We start from the raw sequence: 23,259 nt of genomic DNA, 5'->3' as shown, positions 1-23,259 counted from the left end.
GGCGGGGGACGGGGCCGGGGGTGCCGTGGACGGTGGGGAGCGGTGGGGAGCGTCGTCCGCGGCACGCGTGTGATCAACTCCTTTGTGGCATCAGGTAGTTGAGCTTCGTACGGCCGAAAGGCGCCCTTGCGGCGGTCGGTCGGGGAGCCCGAGACTCCCCCACAGCGCCGGCCCCTGGCCGCGCCTCACGGGTCCGACACCCCACTGTGGACCCCCGATTCCCCTCTGGAGGAACGTCAAGTGAGGATCAAGCGCACCACCCCCACGAGAACCATCCGTCTGCTCGCCGTCGCCACCGGTCTGGCCGCCGCCGCGGCCGTCGCGGTCCCCGCCGCGAACGCCGACACGGCGCAGACCTTCAGCGCGTCGCAGCTCACCGCCGCGGGCGACGCCGTCCTCGCCGCCGACGTGGCCGGTACCGCCTGGCACGTCGACCAGGCCACGAACACCCTGGTCGTCACCGCCGACTCCACGGTGTCCAAGGCCGAGATAGCCGAGATCAAGCGCGAGGCCGGCGCCAACGCCAAGGCGATCCGGGTCGAGCGCACCCCCGGCAAGTTCAACAAGCTGATCTCCGGCGGCGACGCCACCTACGCCACCAGTTGGCGTTGCTCCCTCGGCTTCAACGTCCGTGACAGCGCGGGCAACTACTTCTTCCTGACCGCCGGGCACTGCACCGACGGCGCGGGCACCTGGTACGCCGACTCGGGCCGCGCGACCGTCCTCGGCTCCACCTCGGGATCCAGCTTCCCGACCAACGACTACGGCATCGTCCGGTACACGAACTCCAGTGTCACCAAGTCCGGCACGGTCGGCAGCGTCGACATCACCAGCGCCGCCAACGCCACCGTGGGCATGTCCGTGACCCGTCGCGGCTCCACCACCGGCACCCACAGCGGCTCGGTGACCGGCCTCAACGCCACCGTCAACTACGGCGGCGGCGACATCGTGTACGGCATGATCCGCACCAACGTCTGCGCCGAGCCCGGTGACTCCGGCGGCCCGCTGTACTCCGGCAGCCGCGCGATCGGCCTCACCTCCGGCGGCAGCGGCAACTGCTCCAGCGGCGGTACGACGTTCTTCCAGCCGGTCACCGAGGCGCTGAGCGCGTACGGGGTCAGCGTGTACTAGAGCGTCCGATCGGGCACCATGATCCGAACGGAAGTCGGGTCCCCCGGCCCCCTCGTGGGCCGGGGGACCCGACGCGTGGACTCGTGGTGGGGAGAAATGTGTGACCGTCCGGCCCGGTGGACCGATACCCGCCTCCGACGCGCAACGCAGGGTCCGGCGCAGCCCGCTGCTCTACACGGCCCCGATCGTGCTGCTCTGCCTGCTGACGGCCGTCCTCGGCTGGGAGATCGTCCGCGCCAACATGACCGAGCAGGCCAGGACCGACTGGCCGTGGCGGCTGCAGTTGCTGGACATGGAGCCGCTGGGCAGCCTGCTCGCGGTCGCGGCCGCCGCCGTCCTCGCGCGGGCGCAGTACGCCCGCACCGTACGGCCCTTACTGGGCTGGAAGAGCGACTGGACGACGGGGCGGCTGCGAGGGGGCGGAGTCGAGTGGCGGGCGGCGGTCTACAACGGCGGCCAGTACTCGGCGGTGATCGAGAGGTACGACTGCCGGGTCGTCCTGGCGGGGGAGAGCGATCCGGCGTCGACCCCGTGGACGGACCTGCCGGGGGCCGTGGCGATCCTGACCGGTGCCGGTCTGGCCGCGGGCGAGGACTTCCAGATCCGCCTCTTCGGCAACTTCCCGCTGGTGGGCACGGGGACGTACGAGACCGTCGAGATGGGGTCCTTCTCCCGGCGCTTCGTCGCCGAGGTCGACGCCTTCTACGTCCGCCTGCGGGTCGTGGACACCGTGGGCGACACCCATGAGCGGATCATGAACTGCCTCAAGGGAGCCCGCTCGGAGGGCTACCTGCCGCCGCCTTCCTGACTTCCTCGCTCCCGGAGCCACTCCAGGACCGCCGGCAGGGCGTACTGGGCGGCGAAGTGGCCCGCGTCGGGGACGAGTTCGAGGGTCGCCCCGGGGATCCGGCCGGCCAGCCAGCGGGTGTGGGCCGGTGGGGAGAAGGCGTCGTCGAGGCCGTGCCAGAGCAGGACGGGGGCGGTGACGGCGGAGACGTCGAAGCCCCAGGGGCGAGTGAAGGCGAGGCTGTCGTCGGTCCAGCCGTGGTGCGTGGCGCCGAGCGCCTCGCGGTAGGAGCGCAGGAGGGTGGCGCGTACGGCGGGGTCGGAGACGATCGGCAGGTCGTGGTCGGAGAGTTCGGCGCGCAGGTCCTCGACGAGCCGCTCCGGGTCCCTTCTGATGGCCGCCGCCCGGGCGGCCAGGTCCGCGTCGAGCAGCTCGGGCGCCTCGTCGGCCAGGCCGAACTCGCGCACGTTGAACGGGGTCATGCCGGCGAACCAGTCGAGCCCGGCCGCGTCCCGGGGCGCGATGCTCACCAGCGCCGCCGCCGCCCGGACCCGCTCGGGCAGCAGGGCCGCACAGGCGAGCGCGTGCGGGGCGCCGCCGGAGCGCCCGACGACGGCGAACCGGTCGATGCCGAGCGCGTCGGCGACGGCGGCGGCGTCCCCGGCCGCGTCGGCGACCCGGCGGCCGGGGTGCCGGTCGGAGCCGCCGTACCCGGGCCGGTCGTAGGCGAAGAAGCGCAGGTCGGGGCGGCGCTCGGGGAGGTCGGGCAGCGCGGTCCCCAGCCGACTGCCGGGTGTGCCGTGCAGGAGCAGTACGGGGGTCCCGGCGGGATTTCCCCATTCCTCGGCCAGCAGCAGGCGGCCGTCATCGGTGCGCACATGCTTTCCCATGGTCGGGGAGCCTACCGGGGAAATTCTTGTGAAAGTTTTCACAAGCTCGCAAGGGTCTAAAGTCCTGCGGTGTTCGCCCAGGTCAAGTGGGCTTTGCGAGTGTTCTCTGTGATCTTGAAGGGGCTTTCGGCCCGCCCGATCAGGGCTTTGTCCGACCCTTTTCGGTATATCCCGGGTGTCGAATGGAGTCATCGGAAAAAGGGATCGAAGAAGGAGTACCTGCCATGGAGGCCAAGGAGATGGTGGACGGACTCGTCCAGGGAGCTCTCGCGGCGCTCGGGCGGTTCGAGGAGTTCGACCAGGAGCAGGTCGACCACATCGTCAAGAAGGCGTCGCTCGCGGCGCTGAGCGCCCACGGCGAGCTCGCGAAGCTGGCCGTGGAGGAGACCGGCCGCGGCCTCTTCGAGGACAAGGCGGTCAAGAACCTCTTCGCCTGCGAGCACGTGACGCACTCGATGGCCGGTCTGAAGACCGCCGGAGTGATCCGCCGCGACGAACTGAACGGCATCACCGAGATCGCCGAACCCGTCGGCGTCATCTGCGCGATGACCCCCGTCACCAACCCCACCTCGACCACCCTCTTCAAGGCGCTGATCGCCCTGAAGACCCGTAACCCCATCGTCTTCGCCTTCCACCCCTCCGCGCAGAAGTGCTCCGCCGAGGCCGCCCGGATCGTCCGCGACGCCGCCGTCGCCGCAGGCGCGCCCGCCGGCTGCGTGCAGTGGATCGAGGAGCCCTCCATGGAGGCCACCGGCCTCCTCATGCACCACGACGGCGTCTCCACCATCCTCGCCACCGGCGGCAACGCGATGGTCAAGGCCGCCTACTCCTGCGGCAAGCCCGCCCTCGGCGTCGGCGCCGGAAACGTTCCCGCGTACGTCACCAGGAGCGGCAAGCTCCAGCGGGCCGTCCACGACATCGTGCTCTCCAAGGCCTTCGACAACGGCATGATCTGCGCCTCCGAGCAGGCCGTCATCCTCGACCAGGAGGTGTACGAGCAGGGCATCGCCGAGTTCGAGCGGCTCGGCGCGTACGTCGTCACCGCCGCCGAGAAGACCAAGCTGGAGGAGTACGTCTTCGGGACCACCGCCTACGCCACCACCTGCTCCGGCGCCAAGCTGAACGCGGCCGTCGTCGGGAAGTCGCCGCGGTGGATCGCCGAACAGGCCGGCTTCGAGGTCCCCGACGGCACCACCCTGCTGCTCGCCGAGTGCCACGAGGTCGGCGAGGGCGAGCCGCTCACCCGCGAGAAGCTCTCCCCGATCCTGGCCGCCCTCAAGGCCGACACCACCGAGCACGGCCTCGAACTCGCCGCGCGGATGGTCGAGTTCCACGGGCTCGGGCACAGCGCCGCGATCCACACGGAGGACGAGGAGCTCGCCGAGGAGTTCGGCAAGCGGGTCAAGGCGATCCGGGTCATCGTCAACGCCCCCTCCACCTTCGGCGGGATCGGCGACGTCTACAACTCCTTCCTGCCCTCCCTGACCCTCGGCTGCGGCTCGTACGGACACAACTCGGTCTCCGACAACGTGACCGCGGTCAACCTGATCAACGTCAAGCGGATCGGACGGCGCAACACCAACATGCAGTGGTTCAAGGTCCCGCCGAAGATCTACTTCGAGCGCAACTCCCTGCGCTACCTCGGCGAGATGGACGGCCTCAAGCGGGTCACGATCGTCACCGACAAGACCATGGGCACGCTCGGCTTCGTCCAGAAGGTCACCGACATCCTCCGGGCCCGCCCCTCGGCGGTCGTTCTCCAGGTCGTCGACAACGTCGAGCCCAACCCCGAGCTGGCGACCGTCCAGGCCGGCGCCGCGCTGATGCGGGACTTCGGGCCCGACACGATCGTCGCGCTCGGCGGCGGCTCGGTGATGGACGCGGCCAAGATCATGTGGCTGATGTACGAGCACCCGGAGGTCGAGTTCGCGGACACGAAGGAGAAGTTCTTCGACATCCGCAAGCGCGCCTACAAGTTCCCGGGCCTCGGGAAGAAGGCGCAGATGGTGGCCGTCCCGACCACCTCCGGCACCGGCAGCGAGGTCACCCCCTTCGCCGTCATCTCCGACCCGGCGGCCGCCCAGAAGTACCCGCTCGCCGACTACGCGCTCACCCCGAACGTCGCCATCGTCGACCCGGTCCTCCCCATGGGGCTCCCGGCGAGCGTCACCGCCGACTCCGGCTTCGACGCCCTGACCCACGCCACCGAGGCGTACGTCTCGGTCTACTCCAACGACTACACCGACGGGCTCTGCCTCCAGGCGATCAAGCTCATCTTCGAGAACCTGGAGCGGTGCGTGGTGAACGGGGCGAAGGACCCCGAGGCGCGCGAGAAGATGCACAACGCCTCGACCGTCGCCGGCATGGCCTTCGCCAACGCCTTCCTCGGCCTCGTCCATGCCATGGCGCACACCCTCGGCAACACCTTCCACGTCGCCCACGGCCGCACCAACGCCCTGCTCCTGCCGCACGTCATCCGGCACAACGGCCAGGTCAGCGGCAAGGCCACGCCGTGGCCGAAGGCGGAGGTCTACCGGGCTCCGGAGCGGTTCCAGGAGATCGCGAAGATGCTGGGCCTGCCGGCCGGGACGCCGGAGGAGGGCGTGGAGTCGTACGCGAAGGCCGTCGAGGAACTGCGCGCGAAGTGCGGGATCCCGGCCTCCTTCCAGGAGGAGGGCGTCGAGGAGGCGGCCTTCCTGGAGGCCCTGCCGCAGCAGGCGATGAACGCGTACGCCGACCAGTGCGCACCGGCCAACCCGCGGATGCCGATGATCGAGGAGATGAAGGAGCTGATGACCCGGGCGTACTACGGCGCCTGACCCCTTCTCAGGCAGCAGGCCGCCCCGCGCGAGGAAGCGCGGGGCGGCCTCGTCGTCGTACGCAGGCTCACGCGGCGGCACCGCCCGCCGCGCCGAGTTCCTCGGCGATCGGCTCGGTGCCGGGCTTGCGCCCGATCGAGGCCATGACCAGCGTGACCACGGTCCCGACGACCGCCCAGGCGGAGAGCACCAGGAGCGAGGCGGTGACGTCGTTGCCCTTGAAGTACGCGATGGAGCGCGCGACCCAGGTGCCGGCGCCCGGGGGCAGGGCGGGGCCGATCGCGTTCCAGAACGGCGGCAGCATCGGCAGCGGGAACGCGCCGCCCGCGCTCGGATTGCCGGCCACGACGATCAGCAGGATCGCCAGGCCGATGCCGACGATGCCGAAGACGGACTGGAGGGCGAGGGTGGCGGCGCCGACCGCGAAGACCACCAGGGCGCCCAGGCCCCACAGGGCGAAGACGCTGCCCGGCAGGGCGCCGAGGATCGGGCCGACGATGATCGCGCCGCCGAGGCCGCCGAGGATCGCGTAGAGCGCGAGGGCGCCGAGCCGGATGATCGCGCGCTCCCGGTTCGCGGGGCGGGAACCGGCGCTGATGGCGAGGATCGCGGCGCAGATGTAGCCGCCGACGCACCAGCCGACGACCAGGTAGAAGGCGGAGAGGCCGTCGAAGTCCTGGGGTGAGGCGGGGGCCACGTCGACGGTCCTGATGGTGCGTCCGTTCGCGGCCTCGACCGTGGTGAAGAGCCTGTTCAGGGAGGAGGCGAGCACGGTGCCGCCGCCGGAGGCGACGAGCAGGGTGTCGGTGGTCCCGGCCGGGTTCACGAGCAGGGCGCCGTCGATGTCCCGGTTCAGGATCTGCGCGCGGGCCTCGGCCTGGTCGGAGACCGTCCGCGGGTCGAGCGGCCCGCCGGGGAGCTGGTCGAGGCGCCCGACGAGCTGGGCGGAGACCGCCGGGGGCGCGACCACGCCGAAGGGGACGTCCCGCGGCTTCGGGTTGTGGAGCGCCCCGACGTACGAGGCGATGAACAGCAGCTGGAGGGCGAAGACGCCGACGACCAGCAGGGCGGCGCGGGGCGTGACGGCACTCTTCAGTTCGTCGACGAGGCTCATGCCCCCACGCTCCGGGGAGGGGAGTGATCACGCAGGCGGGGTGCGGCCGAACGGATGAGGCGTGCGTGACCCCTCCCGCGGGAATCGCTGATGTGTTCGAATCGGGTCGCCGACCAAGGTCGATGAGGGGGTACAGTAATCGAACGAGCGTACGATGAACATATCGGGTGAATCGTCGAAAAGGGGTGGAGTGATGGAGGTGCGGCATGGCGGGCTTCGCCCATCTGCACGTCGCGTCCGGTTACTCCGTCCGCTACGGCGCCGCCCACCCCGAACACCTCGTCCGGCGGGCCGCCGAGCGGGACGTACCCGTGCTCGCGCTCACCGACCGGGACACCGTCACCGGCGCCGTCCGGTTCGCCCAGGCCTGCGCCGAGACCGGTGTCCGGCCGGTCTTCGGCGTCGACCTGGCGGTGGAGGCCCTCGCGCCCCCGCCACCGGAGGCACGCCGCCGCACCCCGGCGCGCGGAGGCGCGCACGTCGTCGAGCCGCCGCTGCGGTTCACGCTGCTCGCGCGGGACCGGGAGGGGTGGGCGCGGCTGTGCCGCATCACCTCGGCCGCCCACGCCGACGCTCTCGGCGGTACGCCGCCGGTGGTGCCGTGGGAGGCGTTGCGCGCGCACGGCGGCCCCGGCCTGATCGCGCTGCTCGGACCGCTCTCGGAGCCGGTACGGGCCCTGGCGGCGGGGCGCGAGTCCGTCGCGACCAGGCTCCTCGTCCCCTGGCAGGAGATCTTCGGCGGCGGACTCGGCCTGGAGACGGTGGCGTACAAGCCCTCCGGCACCGGCCCCGGATCGCTCCGGCTGGCCGCCAGGACGCTGGCGCTCGCCGACCGCACCCGTACCACCGCCGTGCTCACCAACGCCGTGCGCTACGCCGACAAGGACCAGCACCGGCTCGCCGACGTCCTGGACTCCGCGCGGCTGCTGCGGCCGATCGACCGGCGCCGCCTGGACAGCGGGCAGCGCTGGCTCAAGGGCGAGGGGAAGATGACGAGCATCGCGCGGCTGATCGCCGAGTGCGCGGGCGCGGACCCCGCGCGAGCCCGCCGGCTGCTGGCCGACACCGCCTCCGCGGCGGCCGCCTGCGCCCTCGACCCCGTCGCCGACCTGGGGCTCGGCACACCCCACTTCCCCGAGCCCGGCGTGCTCGGCGCGGAACCCGGAGCCGGCGGTGCGGCGCGGCTGCTGCGCGAGCGGAGCGAGGCCGGCCTCGTCCGGCGCGGCCTTGACCGGGACCGCGCCGCGCTCGACCGGCTCGACGACGAGCTCGCGGTGATCTCCCGGATGGGCTACGACTCGTACTTCCTCGCCGTCGGCCAGGTCGTGGCCGACATCCGGGAGAAGGGCATCCGGGTCGCGGCCCGCGGCTCCGGCGCCGGATCGATGGTCTGCCACGCGCTGGGCATCGCCACGGCCAACCCGCTCGACCACCGTCTGCTGTTCGAACGCTTCCTGAGCGTGCGCCGGAGGTCGCTGCCCGACATCGACATCGACGTCGAGTCCGCCCGGCGCCTGGAGTGCTACGACACGATCTTCGACCGCTTCGGCAAGGAGCGGGTCGCGGTCACCGCCATGCCCGAGACCTACCGGGCCCGCCGCGCCCTGCGCGACACCGGCCTCGCCCTCGGCGTCGCGCCGGCGGACATCGACCGGATCGCCAAGAGCTTCCCGCACCTGCGGGCCTCCGACATCAAGGGCGCCCTCGCCGAACTGCCCGAGCTGCGGGGCCTCGCGGCCGAGGCGCACCGCTACGGGCCGCTCTGGGAGCTGGCCGAGGGGCTCGACTCCCTGGTCCACGGCATGGCCATGCACCCCTGCGGCGTGGTCATCAGCGACGCGACGCTCCTGGACCGGCTGCCGGTCCAGCCGACCCCCCAGGGCGAGTACCCCATGGCGATGGCGGCGAAGGAGGAGATCGAGGCGCTGGGCAACATCAAGCTGGACGTCCTCGGCGTCCGGATGCTGTCCTCGATGACCCACGCGGTCGCCGAGATCGAACGGGCCACCGGTGAACGCATCGACCTGGACGACCCGGCGCAGGTGCCGCTCGACGACGTCTTCGCGTTCAAGCTCATCCAGGAGAGCCAGACCCTCGGCCTGTTCCAGCTCGAATCGCCCGGCCAGCAGGACCTGCTCTCCCGGCTCCAGCCCCGCGACCCGCAGGACGTCATCGCCGACATCAGCCTCTTCCGTCCCGGGCCGGTCGCCGGCGGCATGCCCGAGCGGTACATCGCCGCACGGCACGGCGGCACACCGGTGTACGCCCATCCCGACCTGGAGCCGGTGCTCGCCGACACCTACGGCGTGACCATCTGGCACGAGCAGATCATCGAGACGCTGTCGGTGATGACCGGCTGCGACCGCGCGCTCGCCGAGGTCGCCCGGCGGGCGCTCGGCGACAAGAAGCGACTGCCCCGGATCGAGGGCTGGTTCCACCGCCTGGCCGGCGCCCGGGGGTACGACGCGGCCGTGCGCGAGCAGGTCTGGAAGACGGTCGAGGCCTTCGGAGCCTACGGCTTCTGCCGGGCGCACGCGGTCGCCTTCGCCGTACCGGCGCTGCAGAGCGCCTGGCTCAAGGCGCACCGTCCGGCGTTCCTGCTTGCCGGTCTCCTCGAACACGACCCCGGCATGTGGCCCAAACGGGTCCTCGTCTCCGACGCCCGCCGCCGTGGCGTGCCGATCCTCCAGGTCGACGTCAACGACTCCCGGGTGCAGCACACCGTGGAGAAGACCGACGGGGACCGGTGGGGCGTACGGCTCGCCCTGTCCGCCGTACACGGCATCAGCGAGGAGGAGTGCGCGCGGATCGAACAGGGGCAGCCCTACGGATCGCTGTCGGACTTCTGGCAGCGGGCCCGCCCCAGCCGGCCCGTCGCCGAACGCCTCGCCGAGATCGGCGCCCTGGCCTGTCTCCACGAGGACGGCCTCACCCGCCGCGACCTGCTGCTGCAGATCGCCGAACTCCACCGGCAGTCCCGCACCCGCTCCGCGGGCAAGGGCCAACTGCCCCTCGACGCGGGCGCCGTCGGCGGGGCGGAGCCGAGCGGGCTGCCGGAGATGACCGGCCGCGAGGCCCTGAGCGCCGAGCTGAACACCCTCGGCATCGACGTCTCCAAGCACCTGATGGAGCACCACCACCGGCTGCTGCGCGAGATCGGCGCGACCGACGCGGCCCACCTGGCCGGGATGCGGGCCGGTCAGCAGGTGCTCGTCGCGGGCGTCCGGGCCTCCACCCAGACCCCGCCGATCGCCAGCGGCAAGCGGATCATCTTCGTCACCCTGGAGGACGGCTCCGGCCTGGTCGACCTGGCCTTCTTCGAGGACTCCCACCCGGCCTGCGCGCACACCGTCTTCCACAGCGGGCTGCTGCTCGTGCGCGGCACGGTCCAGGTGCGCGGCACCCGCCGCACCGTCGTCGGCACCATGGCCTGGGACCTGGACGAGATCGCCGCCGCCCGCCGCGACCGGGGCCCCGAGGCCGCGCTCGCCCTGCTCGGCGCCGACCGGCCGCACCCGACGCCCGCCCAGCCGCACCGCGTCCTGGTCAACGGCACCACCGGCGCCCGTCTCCATCCGTACGCCGACCTGCAACCGGCCGGCAGCCGTTCGGCGGACCTGAAGAAGTTCGGCTACACCAGCCCCGGTTCCGCGGGCTGACCACGCGAGGCCAGGGGACAATGGGGGGATATGAGCCTGAGGTTCTTCGATGACAGGCGTCTGGCGTCCGACCTCTATGCCGCGGCGAGCCAGAACACCGGCCCCGAACAGGTCGGAGCGGGGATCTCGCGCGTGCTCGCCCCCATCGTGGCCCACGACGCGCTGAGCCTGGTGGGAACCGACCCGGCGACCGGCCCCGGTCTCGGCAGTTTCAGTTTCTGGCACCAGTACGACCCCGCGCTGGTCGGAGAGCTCGTCATGCACCGGCACCTGGGGAGCGACCCGCGGCCGGCGATCCCGACTCTCCTGCGGACCCCCGCTGTCGTCGTGGGCGCGGGCACCGACGGGTCGCCCGTGTCCGACCCGCGTGTACGGGAGATCCTCACCGCCCACGGGGCGAGTTCCGAGCTGCGTCTGCTTCTCCAGGACAGGCGCGGCGTCTGGGGGGCTCTCGGGCTACTCCGCTGCGAAGGCGCCGCGCCGTTCGGCCAGGACGACGCCCAGCGGGCGACCCGGCTCGTACCGGCGCTGCTGGCCGCCCTGCGCCGGTACGCGACGGCCGGTCCGCTCTGCCCCGAGGTTCCGCCGCTGTCGGCGGGAGTGATCACCGTCGGTCCCGACCACCGGATCAAGGCCGTCAGCCCCCAGGCGCGGCTGTGGCTGGACCAGTGGTCGGCGCACGCCATCCCCTCGTGGGTACCGGGAGCGTTCTTCGTCTCGCTCTCCCTCGTCGCCCGGGCGGAAGCCCGCCGCCAGGGCGGGGCGATGCCCCTGGTGTGCGCGCCCCCGGCCGCCTCCGGCCGCTGGACCACCTGCCAGGGGCAGGTGCTCGACGAGGCGGCCACAGGCGATGTCGCCCTCGTCGTCCAGGGGGCCACCTGGGACCTGGTCCTGCCGTCGTTGTGCGCGTGGTACGGCATCACCCCCCGAGAGCGCGATGTCGTCACGCAGCTCCGCACGGGGGCGTCCGTCAAGCAGATCGCCCGCCGCCTCGACCTGTCCGCGTACACGGTCAACGACCATCTCAAGGCGGTCTTCCGCAAGACCGGAGCGGACGGGCGCGAGGAACTCAGTGCCGCGCTGACCCGCTGATCCGCTGATCCGCTGCCATCCGGTCCGCGGTCTGTCCATCCCTGAAATCAGGGGGTCGCGGCGACACGGATCCCGCCCAGCATGAGAAGGGAGATCGGAACATCCGCGGTCGGTTCGCACAGCGAGGCCGCACACCGAAGGGAAACGGACATGACCAGCACGGCAAGCGTCAGCGGGGGCCATGCACTGCTGAATCCGGAGATGGCCGCCCAGGACTTCCCGCTCCGGGGCCACGGTGTCTTCCAAAAGGTTCTGGACGTGCCCGGCTTCCTGGGCGCCCACGCCTTCGTGGTCGGCAGCGTCACGGAGTACAACCGAGCCAGCGGCAAGCCCGTCATGGGAGACGCGGTCATCACCCTGCACAACCTGGTGCCCATGGACGGGAAGAAGGTGGCGGTCCGCGTGGAATCGAAGTGGCACGAGGACCTCGACATCCTGGTCCAGCTCCTGTGGTTCCTCACGTGAACCCACTCACCGACCCGGCACGGCCGGAGGGGGCGCGGGCAACCGCGCCCCCTTCGCCTGTCCCAAATGGATTCGCACAGATATTCGAACAAGCGTTACGGTGGGACAAGCGGAACCCGAGCCCGAGAGGAGTGTCGAGTTATGGCCTCGTCGCGCCGGCACATCGCCCACCTCCACCTGCATACGGTTCCGACCGGGGAGCAGTACGGAGACATAATCGAACTGGTGTCCGGTATCACGCCGCACGTCCAGGCCGTCCCGCCCCAGGCCGTCCAGTTGGACCTGACCTCGGCGCTCCGCTACTTCGGCCTGTCCCCCTACGACGTCGTCCAGCTGGCGAAGCTCCGGCTGAAGGCGCTCTACGACATCGACAGCAGCGCCGGACTCGCGGGCAACCGCATGCTCGCCGCCATGGCGGCCGACGCGTCGGCGCCCGGCGAGACCACCTGGGTCCCCGCCGACCGGGCGGAGGAATGGCTGCACCCGCGGCCGGTCACCGCGTTGCCCGGGATCGGGCGGGCCACCGCGGACTCGCTCCACCGGTACGGGCTCCACACCATCGGCCAGGTCGTCGAACTGCCCCCGGCGACCCTGCAGCGGCTCCTCGGGGTCGGCCCCGCCCGGCTCCTCGCGGAGCGCGCCCGCGGCCACGACCCGCGCCCGGTCACCCCGTCCGAGCCCGCCACGCACCTGAGCGCTGACCTGGTCCTGGAACGGGACTGCCTCGACCCGGCCCAGCAGCACCGCGCGGTCCTGGGGCTCGCCGACCGGATCGGGCAGCGCCTGCGCGGCGAGGGCCTGGTCGCCGGGCGGCTCACCCTCACGGTGCGGTACGCGGACCGCAGCTCCACCACCCGTACGCGCGCCCTGCCGGAATCCACCGGCCACTCGCCGGCCCTCGCCGCGACCGCCCTCGGGCTGCTTGCCGCGCTCGGCCTGCAGCGGGCCCGCGTCCGCGCGTTCGCGCTCCGCGCGTTCGCGCTCCGCGCCGACGACCTGCTGCCGGCCGGCGGCGCCTACCGACAGCTCTCCCTGGACCCCGGCGACACCCGTGCCCGCGCGGCCGAGGCCGCCGCCGACCGGGCCCGCTGCCGCTTCGGCCCGGAGGCCGTCCGTCCGGCCACCCTGGGAAGGGTGCGCCGAAGTGGTACGCCTGTACTCCGTGTTGACGAGAAGTCAATTTTTACCGACGCGTAACTTCCCAGTGATGGCTACTCGTGCGTAGCTTGGCCTGAAGCAGAGCATCCCCACTTGTGGTCCGGGCCGCAGGGCTTACTGCCGTCGTTCGTTTCTGATTTCCCTTGAGCCGCAAGGAGATCGCACGATGCTGCCCTGGAAACACGCGCTCAGAACCCTCTCGGTCCTGCTGCTGACCGCCGCCGCGACCTTCGCCCCCACCGCCTCGGCCCAGGCCGCTCCCGCTCAGACCGCGGCCACCAGTCGGGGCTGGAACGACTTCTCCTGCAAGCCCTCGGCCGACCACCCGCGCCCCGTCGTGCTGGTCCACGGCACCCTCGGGAACTCCATCGACAACTGGCTGGGCCTCGCGCCGTACCTCGTCAACCGGGGCTACTGCGTCTTCTCGCTCGACTACGGCCAGCTGCCGAACGTGCCCTTCTTCCACGGGCTCGGCCCGATCGACAAGTCCGCCGAACAGCTCAAGGTCTACGTCGACAAGGTCCTGGCCGCCACCGGCGCGCCCGAGGCCGACCTCGTCGGGCACTCGCAGGGCGGGATGATGCCCCGTCACTACCTGAAGTTCCTCGGCGGGGCGGCGAAGGTCAACGCCCTCGTCGGGATCGCCCCCGACAACCACGGCACGACCCTCAACGGCCTCACCAAGCTGCTGCCGTACTTCCCCGGCGCCGAGGCGCTCATCAGCGAGAAGACCCCGGGCCTCGCCGACCAGATCGCCGGCTCCCCGTTCATCACCCGGCTCAACGCCGGCGGGGACACGGTCCCGGGGGTCACGTACACGGTCATCACGACCAAGTACGACGAGGTGGTGACCCCGTACCGCTCGGGCTTCCTCGACGGTCCGAACGTCACCAACATCGTCATCCAGGACAAGTGCGCGCTCGACCTCTCGGAGCATGTGGCGATCGGGACGCTGGACCGGGTGACGTTCCACGAGGTGGTCAACGCCCTCGACCCGGCCCACGCGACCCCGACCACCTGCCTTTCCGTGATCGGCTAGCGCTTAGCGCTTAGCGCTTAGCGCGCTGCGCGGCGGCCTCGGCCCCGGCGGGTTGCGCCGAAGAGCACAGCCGCGCCGAGCGCCAGGACGGCGGCGCCACTCATCGCCAGGTACGAGGTGGTGGCGTCGCCCCCGGTCTCGGCGAGCCGCTCGCCCTCACCGGCGGCCGCCGGCGCGTTGGGCGCGGTCGAGGCGGCCGGCTCCGAGGCGGCGGGCTCCGACGGGGTCGTCGCGGGCTGCGAGGTGGCCGGCGCGGCGGCCGTCGCCTCCGCGCCGGTCCCGGCGTGCTGGTCGCCGTGGCCGCCGTGCTCCACGGAGGACTCGTCCGTGCCCGCCTCGATCTCCTCGTCGGTCGGCGCGGAGGCCGTCGGGGCGGGCGCGCCGCCGGTGGTGCCGTTGTCCTTGCCGAAGACGACGTCGGAGCAGGTGTAGAACGCCTCGGGGGAGTCGGAGCGCTGCCAGATCGAGTAGATCAGGTGGCGGCCGGACTTGTTCGGGATCGTGCCGTCGAAGACGTAGTCGCCGTTCTCCATCCGCGGGTCGGTGACCGTCGCGAACGGCTTGGCCTCCAGGTCCGACCACTTCAGCGGCTTCGAGGGGTCGTAGCCGTCCTTCGTCACGTACAGCTCGAAGGAGCCCCGGTGCGGGGCGGTCCCCTTGTAGCGGAAGGTGTGCTTGCCGGAGGCGAGCGTGCTGGCGGGCCAGTCGCCGCGCGCCAGGTCCAGGCCCCGGTACTTGTCGTTGCCGGCGCTGCAGAGCTTGCCGTCCGCGATCAGGTCACGGTGCTTGCCGGCGGCGTTGGCGATGTTCACCGCGTTCCAGTCGTAGAACGCCTGCGTCCCGCTGGCCGCCACGGCCGCCTTGCACGCGGCCGACTTCGGGCTCTCGGGACCCTCCGCGTAACACGCGGACACCCGGCTCACCGGATCCGTCATCGATCCGTGCGCCACGGCCGGCGAAGCGGCGAGCCCGGCGAGCGCGAGCGGCGCGACACCGAGCGCGAGGACGGCGGAAGCGGTACGGCGAGCGGTCATGCTGAACAACTCCTTGGAGGGGGGACGCCTGGGGTTCGATCAGCAAGCTAGCCCCCGGAAACCGCGAAATCGCCTGCGAGAAGCGGCTGATGGCGATCCTTATGGTCGCTTTAAGGAGCCGCTAAGCGGCCCCTCAGACACCGACTCGGGGGACCCCTCGGACACCGCCGCGAACGGCCCCTCGGAGGGCCCCTCAGCCCAGACGGCGGTAGCGGCGCTCCGGGCGGCCCGTGCCGCCGTACCGCAGGGTGATCTCCGCGCGGCCCGTCTCCGCGAAGTACTCCAGGTAGCGCCGCGCGCTGACCCGGGAGAGCGCGCCCGCCTCCGCGCACTCCGTCGCCGACAGGCCCTCCGGGTGGGCCCGCAGGATGCCGTCCACCAGGTCCGCCGTGTGGGCCGCGAGGCCCTTGGGGAGTTCGCGCGAGCCCGGCGGGCGGGTGCCGAAGATCTGGTCCACGTCCTCCTGGCGCGCCTCGTCCAGCGCGTCGAGCCTGGTCCGCAGGCCGGCCACGTGCCGCAGCTGCTCCTGGAGCGCGGCCTGGTTGAACGGCTTGATCAGATAGTGCAGCGCCCCCGCGCGCAGCGCCGAGCGGATCATGCCCGCGTCCCGCGCCGCCGTGATGAACAGGGCGTCGACCGCGAGACCGGACCCGCGCAGCTCGCGCAGGACGGAGATGCCGTCCATGTCCGGCAGGTAGATGTCGAGCAGGACGAGATCGGGGCGCAGCCGGTCGGCGAGGCGCAGCGCGTCACCGCCGTTGTGCGCGACCCCGACGACGGAGAAACCGTCCACAGTCGCCACATAACGGCTGTGCAGCTTCGCGACCATGAAGTCGTCGTCGACCACCAGCACCTTCGTCACGCCGACACGCTAGGCCGCGACCACAAGGACCACAACGTCCGTTGATTGCGGAAGAGAGACAGGTTCTTAACGCGCGGGCAACATGTGGGCCACTTCACACACCTATCGAGAGGCGGCACACGTGCGTCTGCGCACCCCCCTCGCCCTGCTCGGGGCCGCGCTGCTGGTGTTGGTGGGGCCGCCCCTGCTCTCCGCCGGCAGCGGCTCCGACACCGGCACCCAGATCCCCGGACTGCGCTTCATGGTCCCCAACACACCCGGCGGCGGCTACGACATCACCGCCCGCACCGCCGCGAAGAACGCCGAGGACGCCGGTCTGACCACGGACATCGAGGTCTTCAACCTGCCCGGCGCCGGCGGCACCGTCGGCCTGACCCGGCTCGTCGGCGAGCACGGCAACGGCAAGCTCGCCATGTCCATGGGCCTCGGCGTCGTCGGCGCCGTCCACACCAACAAGACCCCGAAGACGCTCGCCGACACCACCCCGATCGCCCGGCTCACCATGGAGCCCGACATCGTCGTGGTCGGCAAGAACTCCCCGTACAAGACCATCCAGGACCTGCTCGCCGCCTGGAAGAAGGACCCGGGCAAGCTGCCCGTCGGCGGCGGCTCCTCGCCCGGCGGCCCCGACCACCTCGCCCCGATGCTGATGGCCCAGGCCGCCGGCATCGCGCCGAAGAGCGTCAACTACATCCCCTTCGACGGCGGCGGCGAGCTCCTCGCCTCCATCCTCGGCGACAAGGTCGCCTTCGGCGTCTCGGGCGTCGGCGAGTACCTCGACCAGATCGAGTCCGGCGAGCTGCGCCTGCTCGCGGTCACCGGACCGGAGCGGGTCCCCGGCCTGGACGCCCCCACCCTGCGCGAGGCCGGGCTCGACACCGAGTTCATCAACTGGCGCGGGATTGTCGCCCCGCCCGGCCTCTCCGACGCCGAGCGCGACAAGCTCGTCGGCCTCGCCAAGGAGCTGCACGGCTCCCCGCAGTGGCGCGAGTCGCTGAAGAAGAACGGCTGGAACGACGCCTTCCTGCCCGGCGAGCAGTTCGGCGCCTTCCTCGCCGAACAGGACAAGCAGGTCGCCTCCGTACTGAAGGAGCTGGGACTGTGACCACGACGACCGCGACCACCCCTCCCGCGACCGGCAAACGCGCCTCCTGGCTGCGCGACCACTCCGAACTCGGCGTCAGCCTCCTCCTCTTCGTCATCGGCGTCCTCGTCCTCACCGACGCCCTCACCATGACCGTCGACATCGCCCAGCGCGGCCCCGTCGGCCCCAAGACCGTCCCCGTGGTCGTCGGCACCGGCCTGCTCGTCGTCGCCGTCCTCCTCGCGGTCGACGTCCTGCGCGGCGGCCGGGGCGAGTCCGAGGGCGGCGAGGACGTCGACCTCTCCGAGCCCAGCGACTGGCGCACGGTCCTGCTCCTGACCGGGGTCTTCCTCGGCTTCGCCGTCCTCATCGGACCCGTCGGCTTCCCCGTCTCCGGAGCCCTGCTCTTCTGGGGCGCGGCCTACGCGCTCGGCAGCCGGCACCTCCACCGCGACCCGCTGATCGCCGCCGGACTCTCCCTCCTCACCTACGTCGTCTTCAACAACCTGCTCGGAGTTCCGCTGCCCGGCGGCCCGCTGATGGGAGTGCTCTGACCCATGGACTCACTGAACTCCCTGATCGACGGCTTCGGTACGGCCCTCACCCCGATCAACCTGCTGTGGGCCGCGATCGGCGTGCTCCTCGGCACCGCCATCGGCGTCCTGCCCGGCATCGGCCCCGCCATGGCGGTCGCCCTGCTGCTCCCGGTGACGTACGGACTCGAACCGACCGGCGCCTTCATCATGTTCGCCGGCATCTACTACGGCGCCATGTTCGGCGGCTCCACCACCTCGATCCTGCTCAACACCCCCGGTGAGAGCGCGGCCGTCGTCGCCGCCCTGGAGGGCAACCCGATGGCCAAGGCCGGCCGGGGCGCGCAGGCGCTCGCGGCGGCCGCGATAGGCCACTTCACCGGCGGCATGATCGGCACCCTGCTGCTCGTCGCCCTCGCTCCGACCGTCGCCGCGCTCGCCGTCGACATCGGCGCGCCCGACTACTTCGCCATCATGGTCCTCGCCTTCATCGCGGTGACCTCCGTCCTCGGCTCCTCCCGGATCCGGGGCCTCGCCTCGCTGCTCATCGGCCTCACCCTGGGCCTGGTCGGCCTCGACCAGATGACCGGGCAGCAGCGCCTCACCTTCGGCTCGCTCCAACTCGCCGACGGCATCGACGTCGTCATCGTCGCGGTCGGCCTCTTCGCCATCGGCGAGGCCCTCTGGGTCGCCGCGCACCTGCGCCGCACCTCCGGCGAGGCCATCCCGGTCGGACGGCCGTGGCTCGGCAAGGACGACGTGCGGCGCACCTGGAAGTCCTGGCTGCGCGGCCCGGTCATCGGCTTCCCGTTCGGCGCGATCCCGGCCGGCGGCGCGGAGATCCCGACCTTCCTCTCGTACGTCACCGAGAAGCGGCTCTCCCGGCACAAGGACCAGTTCGGCAAGGGCGCCATCGAGGGCGTCGCGGGCCCCGAGTCCGCCGCCTCGGCCTCCGCCGCCGGCACGCTCGTCTCCATGCTGACCCTGGGCCTGCCGACGACCGCCGTCGCCGCCGTGATGCTCGCCGCCTTCCAGCAGTACGGCATTCAGCCGGGACCGCTGCTCTTCGAACGCGAACCCGACCTGGTCTGGGGCCTGATCGCCTCGCTCTTCGTCGGCATGGTCCTGCTGCTCGCGCTCAACCTGCCGCTCGCGCCCGTCTGGGCCAAGCTGCTGCGCATCCCGCGCCCGTACCTCTACGCCGGCATCCTCTTCTTCGCCGCCGTCGGCGCGTACGCGGTCGGCGGCGAGGCGCTCGACCTGGTCATCCTGCTGATCATCGGCCTGATCGGCCTCGGCATGCGGCGGTACGGACTGCCCGTCCTGCCCGCCGTCATCGGCGTCATCCTCGGCCCGGCCGCCGAACAGCAGCTGCGGCGCGCCCTGCAGATCAGCGACGGCTCGCTGACCGGCCTGGTGAACACCCCGTTCTCGGTCACGGTCTACGCCGTGATCGCCCTCCTGCTGGCCTGGCCCCTGCTCAAGAAGGTGATCGTCCGCCGCCGTAACGTGTCGGTATGACCGACGACATCCGACCGGCGCAGACCTCCGAAGTCCCGCGTGTGAAGGCCGTGACCGACGCGGCCTATCACCACTACATCGAACGGATCGGCCTCGTGCCGGCCCCGATGGAGGCGGACCACGCGGCGGACGTGGCCGCGGGGAGGGTGTTCGTCGCCGGTGACCCGGTGGTCGGCCTCGTGGTCCTCAGGACCGAGGCCGACCACCTGTATCTCGACAACATCGCCGTCCACCCCGATGCCCAGGGCACGGGGCTCGGCCGCCGCCTGCTCGCCTTCGTGGAGTCCCGCGCCCGCGCACTCGGCCTGCCCGAGGTCCGGCTGCTCACCAACGCGCTGATGTGGGAGAACCAGAAGCTGTACGAGCGGTACGGCTACGAGTTCGTCGAGCGGCGCGTGGACGGACCGTACGATCGTATGCACTACCGCAAGCGCCTCAACTCGCCCCCGATAGAGTGAGTTTCGGCCAGCTCATGGCGTGATCCGATATCCCTGGCGGGCGATACACCCCCCACCCCCGAAGGGATCACCCCTCATGCGTCTCCGCCTCGCCCTCTCCGCCGGCACGCTGCTCGTCGCGGCCGCGGCCGGCACCGCCCACGCCGGCCCCACCGACACCCTCACGGTCGACGCGTACGGAACCGTCGCTGCCGACGGCACGGTCACCCTCTCGGGTACGTACCGCTGCCTCGACGACAGCGCGGGCCCGGTCTTCGTCACCAGCACGCTCGTCCAGCGGGACAGCTCGGCCGGCATCGGCGGCACCCGGGCCGTCTGCGACGGCCGGCTCCACGACTGGTCCAACTCGGGCGTCGTGAAGGAGCCCGCCTACCGCCTCGGCGCCGCCCAGGTGAAGGCCACCCTGATGCAGTTCACGCCCTCGGGCCCGCTCGGCGTACCGCTGCCCGGCTTCCTCGCGGCGGAGGAGGCCGACGTCATCCTCGGCTGACGCCGAGGCCGTGCGGTCGAGGTCCGGCGCTCCCCAGCAGCCGGACCAGGCCCTCGCGGCCGAGGTGTTCGAGCTCGTCGAGGGCCGTGACGGCGCGGGCCGCCGCCTCCGGGTCGGCGGCGGAAAGGCCGCTCGCCGCGAACTCGTCCTCGTCGAGCCGCAACACCTCGCTGCCGTCCGCCGACACCCACAGATCCAGGTCCAGGTCCTCGACCACGACCTCGGAACCGTCGACCGCGGCCGGCCGGGTGATGTCGCAGTACCAGCCCTTGAGCGCCCCGTCCGAGGACCGGACCTCCTTGACCGCGTACCAGCGGTCGCGCCAGTAGTGCTCCACGAACACATCGCCCGGCTCGAACCGTACGAAGCCGAAGTCCCGCACCCCCTCGGCGGCCCAGGGCGCGCGCACGGTCAGCCGCGCGCCGTCCTCGGCGACGACCTCGGCGGGGTACCGGATCTTCGTCCGGCCCGCCTTCACGAGCACCACCTCAACCGAGCGCCCTGACATGGCGCACCTCCGTCGCACAGATCGCGTAGCCGAACCATTCGTTGATCGCCAGCATGGGCCCGTTCCCGGCGTCGTTCCCGGTGAACGCCTCCGTGCAGCCCGCCGCACGCGCCCGGTGCAGGGAGGCGTTCTTGGCCAGCTTGGCCAGGCCCCGGCCCCGGAACGCCGGGTCGGTACCGGTCATCCCCGTGCTGTACCGCCCCAGGCCGTCGGTCTGGGCGGCGCTGAACGCGGCGGGGCGGCCGTCGACCACCGCGACCATGGTCAGCGCCGGGTTGAAGAGCGGGTGGTTCCACGTGGTCGCCAGCCAGTGCTCGTAGTCCGTGAGTTCGGCGCCGACGTCACCGGGCTCGTCGGCCGTCGTCACCGCGTCGAGCACGAACAGCGGACGGGGATCGGCGGCGAAGTCGGCGGCGGTCCGCAGCTCGACACCGGCCGGGGGCTCCTGGAGCGGCGGCAGCTCGGCGGAGGTGAGGTCGAGGCGGAGGAAGTGCGCGGAGCGGCGGGCCTCGTAGCCGTGCCGCTCGGCGAAGCCGCGGAACTCCGGCTCGTCGAGCACCCAGCTGTAGAGCGTGGTCGCGCCGGACTGCGCGAGGTGCTCCTCGGCGGCGCGCACGAGGAGCGTGCCCGCGCCGAGGCCCCGCTTCTCCGGGTGGACGTAGACGTTGACCGAACCGACCCCGGGCTCGGGCGCGTCGTGCGCGATACGGAGCTGGGCCGTGCCGACGATCTCCCCGTCGACCTCGGCGACCAGGGGGCGCGCGTGGGCGTCGGGATGGGCGTGCGCCCAGTCGAACGCGACCTGGGTGCCGCTGGCGAGCATGTAGGGGAGCGCGGCACGGCGGACGCGGGCGAAGGCCTCGGCGTCCTCGGGGCGTACATCTCGGACGATCACAGTCATGGTGCCGCACGCTATGCGGGGGAGTGGCGCGGCCGCCTCCCATTTTCCCCCGGGGCGGGGGGAGAATCGGCGGGTGACATTGCGAATCACCGTGGACACGGCTTCCTCGACCGCCCCGTACGAACAACTGCGCGCCCAGATCGCGGAACGCGCCCGCTCGGGAGCCCTGCCGGTCGGCTACAAGCTCCCGACGGTACGGGGCCTGGCGGAGGACCTCGGCCTGGCGGCGAACACGGTCGCCAAGGCGTACAAGTCGCTGGAGGCGGACGGCGTCATCGAGGGGCGCGGCCGCCTCGGCACGTTCGTCGCCGCCGCCGGCGACGCGGCGGCCCGCCTCGCGGCGAGCGCGGCGGCGACGTACGCGGCGGAGGCGAAGCGCCTGGGCCTGAGCCGGGAGGCGGCGACGGCGGCGATCTCGGACGCCTTGCGGGCGACGTACGAGAGCTGATCGGGGGTCCTACCGGCCGGCGTCCCCGTAGCCCCTACAGGTACAGCCCCGACTCCGGGGCCCGGGACTCCGGGATGCCGGCCGGCGACGTGCCGCGGCGCAGGGCGTACAGCTCGGCGAGCGTCGCGCCGTCGCGCCCCACGCCCTCCTCCGTCCCCAGCCACCCCACGGCCTCGGCCCGCGTGAGCCCGCCCACTTCGAGCCGGGCCAGGCACCGGCCGGGGCGGACCACGGCGGGGTGGAGCCGCTCCAGGTCCTCGTTGGTGGTGACGCCGACGAGGACGTTGCGGCCCTGACCGAGCAGCCCGTCCGTGAGGTTCAGGAGCCGGGACAGCGCCTGTCCCGCCGTGTTCTTCGCCTCGCCGCGGATCAGCTCGTCGCAGTCCTCCAGGAGCAGCAGCCGCCACCGCCCCTTCGCCGTGCCCTCGTCCTCGCCGATCGCGATGTCCATCAGATAGCCGACGTCGTTGAAGAGCCGCTCCGGGTCCAGGACACAGTCCACCTGGCACCAGTCCCGCCAGGAGCGGGCGAGGGTGCGCAGCGCGGAGGTCTTGCCGGTCCCCGGCGGCCCGTGGAGCAGCAGCAGCCGGCCGGCGATGTCGTCCGGGGTGACCTTCATCAGCCGGTCCATCGCATCGGCCACCGGCGCCGTGTAGTTGGGCCGGATCTCCTCCCACGTGCCGGCGCTGATCTGCCGGGTCGTGCGGTGCGGGCCGCGCCGGGGCGACACGTACCAGAAGCCCATCGTGACGTTCTCGGGCTGCGGCTCGGGCTCGTCCTTCGCCCCGTCCGTCGCCTCCTCGAGGATCCGCTCCGCCAGGTCGGAATCCGTCGCGGTGACGGTGACGTCCGCGCCGCGGTTCCAGCGCGAGACGAGCAGCGTCCAGCCCTCGCCCTCGGCGAGCAGCGCGGCGCGGTCGTCGTCCTTGGCGGCGCGCAGCACCGTCGCCCCGGCGGGCAGCAGCGTCGCGTCGGGCTTCACCCGGTCGAGGGTCGTGCTCCGGGAGTGCGGCTGCTCGCCGGTCGTGAACCGGCCGAGGAAGAGCGCGTCGATGACGTCCGAGGGCGAGTCGCTGTCGTCGACGGTGAGCCGGACGGGCAGCGCCCGGTGCGGCTCGGACGGGGCGGGCGGCGCGGACGGCGCGGTCGGGTCGGACAGGACGGGCCCCTCGACTGGCGTGGCTGACATGGCGACCATGATCCGGCAACCGGGCAGGCCCCGCACCACCTTTTGAAAGGAAGGAAAGGGCTGATCGGACTTTATGG

General features: G+C 72.0%; 21 protein-coding genes. 14 read left to right on the top strand and 7 right to left on the bottom strand.

Features of this window, described 5'->3' with window-relative positions; translation table 11 throughout:
* Nucleotides 1-240: 240 nt before the first annotated feature.
* Together ACWCO8_RS21735 and ACWCO8_RS21730 are read left to right on the top strand one after the other, a co-directional pair.
* Nucleotides 241-1,131 (top strand): S1 family peptidase, encoded by an 891-nt coding sequence (locus ACWCO8_RS21735; RefSeq protein ID WP_451033583.1) that lies wholly within the window; start codon nt 241-243, stop codon nt 1,129-1,131.
* A gap of 100 nt (nt 1,132-1,231) precedes the next feature.
* Nucleotides 1,232-1,939, top strand: coding sequence for a hypothetical protein (locus ACWCO8_RS21730; protein WP_362004179.1), 708 nt, complete (start codon nt 1,232-1,234; stop codon nt 1,937-1,939).
* On the opposite strand, the gene ACWCO8_RS21725 is transcribed toward ACWCO8_RS21730, so the two are convergent.
* Entirely contained in the window at nt 1,918-2,808 is an 891-nt protein-coding gene (locus ACWCO8_RS21725) for an alpha/beta fold hydrolase (protein ID WP_451033582.1), read from the bottom strand. The genes ACWCO8_RS21730 and ACWCO8_RS21725 overlap by 22 nt on opposite strands.
* 224 nt (nt 2,809-3,032) lie before the next feature.
* On the opposite strand from ACWCO8_RS21725, the gene adhE reads away from it, so the two are divergent.
* The gene (adhE, locus tag ACWCO8_RS21720; RefSeq protein ID WP_451033581.1) at nt 3,033-5,627 is read left to right on the top strand and encodes a bifunctional acetaldehyde-CoA/alcohol dehydrogenase; all 2,595 of its coding nucleotides are present in this window, start codon (nt 3,033-3,035) and stop codon (nt 5,625-5,627) included.
* Nucleotides 5,628-5,694: 67 nt separating this feature from the next.
* Here adhE and ACWCO8_RS21715 read toward each other — a convergent pair whose 3' ends face one another.
* Complete coding sequence (locus tag ACWCO8_RS21715) at nt 5,695-6,741, bottom strand: DUF3533 domain-containing protein (protein ID WP_451033580.1); 1,047 nt, start codon at nt 6,739-6,741, stop codon at nt 5,695-5,697.
* A 206-nt stretch (nt 6,742-6,947) separates the two neighbouring features.
* On the opposite strand from ACWCO8_RS21715, the gene ACWCO8_RS21710 reads away from it, so the two are divergent.
* From ACWCO8_RS21710 to ACWCO8_RS21690, 5 genes are all read left to right on the top strand, one after another.
* Nucleotides 6,948-10,400 (top strand): DNA polymerase III subunit alpha, encoded by a 3,453-nt coding sequence (locus ACWCO8_RS21710; protein ID WP_451033579.1) that lies wholly within the window; start codon nt 6,948-6,950, stop codon nt 10,398-10,400.
* A gap of 30 nt (nt 10,401-10,430) precedes the next feature.
* Complete coding sequence (locus tag ACWCO8_RS21705) at nt 10,431-11,492, top strand: response regulator transcription factor (RefSeq protein WP_451033578.1); 1,062 nt, start codon at nt 10,431-10,433, stop codon at nt 11,490-11,492.
* A gap of 150 nt (nt 11,493-11,642) precedes the next feature.
* Nucleotides 11,643-11,957, top strand: coding sequence for a hypothetical protein (locus ACWCO8_RS21700; protein WP_451033577.1), 315 nt, complete (start codon nt 11,643-11,645; stop codon nt 11,955-11,957).
* Nucleotides 11,958-12,098: 141 nt separating this feature from the next.
* Nucleotides 12,099-13,154 carry a DNA polymerase Y family protein gene (locus ACWCO8_RS21695; protein WP_451033576.1) on the top strand — a complete coding sequence of 352 codons (1,056 nt, stop codon included), beginning with the start codon at nt 12,099-12,101 and terminating at the stop codon, nt 13,152-13,154.
* Between the two features lie 127 nt (nt 13,155-13,281).
* Nucleotides 13,282-14,154 (top strand): esterase/lipase family protein, encoded by an 873-nt coding sequence (locus ACWCO8_RS21690; protein ID WP_451033575.1) that lies wholly within the window; start codon nt 13,282-13,284, stop codon nt 14,152-14,154.
* A gap of 17 nt (nt 14,155-14,171) precedes the next feature.
* Here the strand turns inward: ACWCO8_RS21690 and ACWCO8_RS21685 are convergent, their stop codons facing one another.
* Together ACWCO8_RS21685 and ACWCO8_RS21680 are read right to left on the bottom strand one after the other, a co-directional pair.
* Complete coding sequence (locus ACWCO8_RS21685; protein WP_451033574.1) at nt 14,172-15,188, bottom strand: lytic polysaccharide monooxygenase auxiliary activity family 9 protein; 1,017 nt, start codon at nt 15,186-15,188, stop codon at nt 14,172-14,174.
* 193 nt (nt 15,189-15,381) lie between these two features.
* Entirely contained in the window at nt 15,382-16,050 is a 669-nt protein-coding gene (locus tag ACWCO8_RS21680; RefSeq protein WP_362004202.1) for a response regulator, read from the bottom strand.
* A gap of 121 nt (nt 16,051-16,171) precedes the next feature.
* Between ACWCO8_RS21680 and ACWCO8_RS21675 the strand changes: the two genes are divergently transcribed.
* The 5 genes from ACWCO8_RS21675 to ACWCO8_RS21655 all read left to right on the top strand — a co-directional run bounded on the left by ACWCO8_RS21675 (nt 16,172) and on the right by ACWCO8_RS21655 (nt 20,136).
* A complete protein-coding gene (locus ACWCO8_RS21675) occupies nt 16,172-17,155 on the top strand; it encodes a Bug family tripartite tricarboxylate transporter substrate binding protein (RefSeq protein ID WP_451033573.1) in 984 nt (327 codons plus the stop codon).
* On the top strand, nt 17,152-17,688 hold the full coding sequence (locus ACWCO8_RS21670; RefSeq protein WP_451033572.1) for a tripartite tricarboxylate transporter TctB family protein: 537 nt from the start codon (nt 17,152-17,154) through the stop codon (nt 17,686-17,688). Before ACWCO8_RS21675 ends, ACWCO8_RS21670 begins: the two co-directional genes overlap by 4 nt.
* 3 nt (nt 17,689-17,691) lie before the next feature.
* Entirely contained in the window at nt 17,692-19,188 is a 1,497-nt protein-coding gene (locus tag ACWCO8_RS21665; protein WP_451033571.1) for a tripartite tricarboxylate transporter permease, read from the top strand.
* A complete protein-coding gene (locus ACWCO8_RS21660; RefSeq protein WP_451033570.1) occupies nt 19,185-19,646 on the top strand; it encodes a GNAT family N-acetyltransferase in 462 nt (153 codons plus the stop codon). The genes ACWCO8_RS21665 and ACWCO8_RS21660 overlap by 4 nt, the downstream gene beginning before the upstream one ends.
* A gap of 76 nt (nt 19,647-19,722) precedes the next feature.
* Nucleotides 19,723-20,136 (top strand): DUF6299 family protein, encoded by a 414-nt coding sequence (locus ACWCO8_RS21655; RefSeq protein WP_451033569.1) that lies wholly within the window; start codon nt 19,723-19,725, stop codon nt 20,134-20,136.
* Here ACWCO8_RS21655 and ACWCO8_RS21650 read toward each other — a convergent pair.
* Both ACWCO8_RS21650 and ACWCO8_RS21645 read right to left on the bottom strand, forming a co-directional pair.
* A complete protein-coding gene (locus ACWCO8_RS21650) occupies nt 20,123-20,644 on the bottom strand; it encodes a DUF402 domain-containing protein (protein ID WP_451033568.1) in 522 nt (173 codons plus the stop codon). The genes ACWCO8_RS21655 and ACWCO8_RS21650 overlap by 14 nt on opposite strands.
* Nucleotides 20,625-21,545 (bottom strand): N-acetyltransferase family protein, encoded by a 921-nt coding sequence (locus ACWCO8_RS21645; protein ID WP_451033567.1) that lies wholly within the window; start codon nt 21,543-21,545, stop codon nt 20,625-20,627. Before ACWCO8_RS21645 ends, ACWCO8_RS21650 begins: the two co-directional genes overlap by 20 nt.
* 73 nt (nt 21,546-21,618) lie before the next feature.
* Between ACWCO8_RS21645 and ACWCO8_RS21640 the strand changes: the two genes are divergently transcribed.
* Nucleotides 21,619-21,993, top strand: coding sequence for a GntR family transcriptional regulator (locus ACWCO8_RS21640; RefSeq protein WP_362004223.1), 375 nt, complete (start codon nt 21,619-21,621; stop codon nt 21,991-21,993).
* 34 nt (nt 21,994-22,027) lie between these two features.
* Here ACWCO8_RS21640 and ACWCO8_RS21635 read toward each other — a convergent pair whose 3' ends face one another.
* Nucleotides 22,028-23,182, bottom strand: a complete 1,155-nt coding sequence (locus ACWCO8_RS21635) for a DUF5925 domain-containing protein (protein ID WP_362004225.1) — start codon at nt 23,180-23,182, stop codon at nt 22,028-22,030.
* Nucleotides 23,183-23,259 lie beyond the last annotated feature (77 nt).

This window comes from Streptomyces sp. NPDC001927 (genome assembly GCF_053594455.1).
The sequence above is the reverse complement of the archived record's forward strand: the minus strand, read 5'-3'. Positions and strand labels throughout refer to the sequence as shown.

Excerpts from the sequence above, each read along its gene's own strand:
- ACWCO8_RS21705 (WP_451033578.1), top strand. The coding sequence starts at position 10,431 with ATGAGCCTGAGGTTCTTCGATGACAGGCGTCTGGCGTCCGACCTCTAT.
- ACWCO8_RS21645 (WP_451033567.1), bottom strand. The coding sequence starts at position 21,545 with ATGACTGTGATCGTCCGAGATGTACGCCCCGAGGACGCCGAGGCCTTC.
- ACWCO8_RS21660 (WP_451033570.1), top strand. The coding sequence starts at position 19,185 with ATGACCGACGACATCCGACCGGCGCAGACCTCCGAAGTCCCGCGTGTG.
- ACWCO8_RS21690 (WP_451033575.1), top strand. The coding sequence starts at position 13,282 with ATGCTGCCCTGGAAACACGCGCTCAGAACCCTCTCGGTCCTGCTGCTG.
- ACWCO8_RS21655 (WP_451033569.1), top strand. The coding sequence starts at position 19,723 with ATGCGTCTCCGCCTCGCCCTCTCCGCCGGCACGCTGCTCGTCGCGGCC.
- ACWCO8_RS21665 (WP_451033571.1), top strand. The coding sequence starts at position 17,692 with ATGGACTCACTGAACTCCCTGATCGACGGCTTCGGTACGGCCCTCACC.
- ACWCO8_RS21715 (WP_451033580.1), bottom strand. The coding sequence starts at position 6,741 with ATGAGCCTCGTCGACGAACTGAAGAGTGCCGTCACGCCCCGCGCCGCC.
- adhE (WP_451033581.1), top strand. The coding sequence starts at position 3,033 with ATGGAGGCCAAGGAGATGGTGGACGGACTCGTCCAGGGAGCTCTCGCG.
- ACWCO8_RS21695 (WP_451033576.1), top strand. The coding sequence starts at position 12,099 with ATGGCCTCGTCGCGCCGGCACATCGCCCACCTCCACCTGCATACGGTT.
- ACWCO8_RS21650 (WP_451033568.1), bottom strand. The coding sequence starts at position 20,644 with ATGTCAGGGCGCTCGGTTGAGGTGGTGCTCGTGAAGGCGGGCCGGACG.
- ACWCO8_RS21635 (WP_362004225.1), bottom strand. The coding sequence starts at position 23,182 with ATGTCAGCCACGCCAGTCGAGGGGCCCGTCCTGTCCGACCCGACCGCG.
- ACWCO8_RS21700 (WP_451033577.1), top strand. The coding sequence starts at position 11,643 with ATGACCAGCACGGCAAGCGTCAGCGGGGGCCATGCACTGCTGAATCCG.
- ACWCO8_RS21685 (WP_451033574.1), bottom strand. The coding sequence starts at position 15,188 with ATGACCGCTCGCCGTACCGCTTCCGCCGTCCTCGCGCTCGGTGTCGCG.
- ACWCO8_RS21725 (WP_451033582.1), bottom strand. The coding sequence starts at position 2,808 with ATGGGAAAGCATGTGCGCACCGATGACGGCCGCCTGCTGCTGGCCGAG.
- ACWCO8_RS21710 (WP_451033579.1), top strand. The coding sequence starts at position 6,948 with ATGGCGGGCTTCGCCCATCTGCACGTCGCGTCCGGTTACTCCGTCCGC.